The 879-nt window shown below is 66.0% G+C and carries 2 protein-coding genes; both read right to left on the bottom strand.

Going from position 1 to position 879, the window contains the following annotated elements:
• Window positions 1-147 precede the first annotated feature (147 nt).
• On the bottom strand, window positions 148-591 hold the full coding sequence (locus IMZ11_RS42680; protein WP_228649290.1) for a hypothetical protein: 444 nt from the start codon (window positions 589-591) through the stop codon (window positions 148-150).
• A partial coding sequence (locus IMZ11_RS42675; protein WP_228649287.1) for a hypothetical protein occupies window positions 578-879 on the bottom strand: 302 nt, incomplete at its 5' end. The genes IMZ11_RS42675 and IMZ11_RS42680, both read right to left, overlap by 14 nt.

Genomic DNA, 879 nt, shown 5'->3' with positions numbered 1-879 from the left:
GGTTGGTCTCGGCCAGGCACGGATGGCACCGGTAGCGGCGGTCGTCTCATAGCCGATGTGACTTGCCGCACGCTAATGCCGCCCGAGCCGACGCCGACGCTGCTGTCCCACCCAGCGGACAAATCCGTGCCGGACGGACTTGCGCGATCACCAGTTGCGCAGTGAGCACAACGCCCCTTTGGGCCCATCGGCCCGGTCTACGACGATTCCGTCGATGGCCAGTTCACACCGCAGAGTCTGGGTAGGTTGCGGAGCCAATCCGGCCGTGGTGACGGTGACCATGGCCCACTTCATCGGGTCGGCGAGCATGGTCTCGCGGACCCAGGGCTTGCCCGGTTCCAGAGTGAGATCGTCCCTGGGGCTGAACTCGTACGGATTGTGGCTGTAGTCGGCCCATGTGGGCGGATCGACCTCGCGGTAATAGATGCCGACCGTCGTCGGCTGCTCGGCAGTGACCGTGTACGTCACCCGGTGCACCATCGGTGCGTCATCTGCCTGTGCCGGGACCGCCGCCGCCACACCGGCACCGAGGCCGAAGGCGACAAGCGCGGTGACCACGCCTGTGCGGTACCGCGCGTCAGAGGTCACCACGAAGCCACCTGCTGGTTCCATCGCTCGACACACAACTCAGGAACAGCCCATCGGGCGCCTGTGCGACAGAATTCTCGAAGCCGGTACATGGTGTGTTCTCCTCGCGGACGCCCTTCAGTGGCGGTGACCGGAAGTAGCGCGGCTCGTAGCGACGCGGCGACCCGCAGAACACCAAACGGCCCCAAGAAGTGGTGCCGAAGACGTAGTAGGCCGTATCCGCGCACGGCGCGCCGAGGACGACGCCACCGGTGATCCCGGGTACGCACGAGGGTTCACTGCATCCGACAG

This window comes from Microtetraspora sp. AC03309, from assembly GCF_020826795.1.
In the GTDB taxonomy this organism is placed as follows: domain Bacteria; phylum Actinomycetota; class Actinomycetes; order Streptosporangiales; family Streptosporangiaceae; genus Microtetraspora; species Microtetraspora glauca.
The sequence above is the reverse complement of the archived record's forward strand: the minus strand, read 5'-3'. Positions and strand labels throughout refer to the sequence as shown.